The following is a 912-nucleotide window of genomic DNA, read 5'->3' as shown; positions in this document are numbered from 1 at the left end:
CCACCAGAGAGTTCGACCGGCCACGCGTTCTCGCGGCCGCTCAGGCCAACCTCTTCGAGAGCTACCCGTCCGCGTTCGGCGGCTTCCGGCAGGTCGAGGCCAAGAACCACATTCTCCAGCACTCGTTTCCATGGCAACAGCCGGGCATCCTGGAACACCACCGATTTCTTGTCGGGTGTTTCGAGTCGGCCGGAGCCGGAGACTTTGTCGTCGAGATCGGCGCGCGCGCGCAGCAATGTACTCTTGCCCGACCCGCTACGGCCGAGAAGGGCGACGAACTCCCCCCTCTCGATGTCGAGGCTGAGGCCGTCGAGGATGGTTCGCGGGCCGAAACGTCTCACAAGGCTCTCGACCCGCACCACCGGCGCGCCGCTCAATCCGCCAAGGTGCGACGCCATGACAGGGACCTTTCCTGGAAGAAGCGGACGATGCCGTCGGAGGCTAGACCGAGCAATGCGTAGACGACAAGGCCGACGATGATGATGTCGGTCTGGCCGTAGTTGCGTGCGAGATCGATCATGTAGCCGATGCCGCTGGTGGCATTGACCTGTTCCACCACCACCAGAGACAGCCAGGCATAGGTCACCGCAAAACGCAGGCCAAGGAAGAACCCTGGAAGGGCGCCGGGCAGGATGACCTGGCGGATGAATTCGCCGTAGCCCATTCGCAAGGTCTGGGCCAGTTCGACATAACGGCTGTCTATGCTGCGCAAGCTGCTGTGGGTCTGGATATAGATCGGGATCAGGACAGCCAGCGCGATGGTCGTTACTTTCATGCCCTCGCCGATGCCGAACCACAGCATCAGCAGCGGAATCAGAGCGAGCGTCGGTATCGCCCGCTTGATCTGAACAGGGCCGTCGATGATGGCCTCACCAAGCCGCGACAAACCTGAAATGAGAGCAAGGATGGTCC

General features: G+C 62.0%; 2 protein-coding genes. Both read right to left on the bottom strand.

What is annotated here, in order from left to right:
* Positions 1-398, bottom strand: a 398-nt coding sequence (locus EOC06_RS37955) for an ATP-binding cassette domain-containing protein (protein ID WP_164899032.1), incomplete at its 3' end; no start/stop codon positions are given.
* Positions 374-912 (bottom strand): ABC transporter permease (locus EOC06_RS37950; RefSeq protein WP_164899031.1); only part of this gene is annotated, 539 nt, incomplete at its 5' end. The genes EOC06_RS37955 and EOC06_RS37950, both read right to left, overlap by 25 nt.

The organism is Mesorhizobium sp. M7A.F.Ca.MR.362.00.0.0 (genome assembly GCF_004023175.1).
In the GTDB taxonomy this organism is placed as follows: Bacteria; Pseudomonadota; Alphaproteobacteria; order Rhizobiales; family Rhizobiaceae; genus Mesorhizobium.
This window is presented reverse-complemented; position numbering and strand designations above follow the sequence as displayed.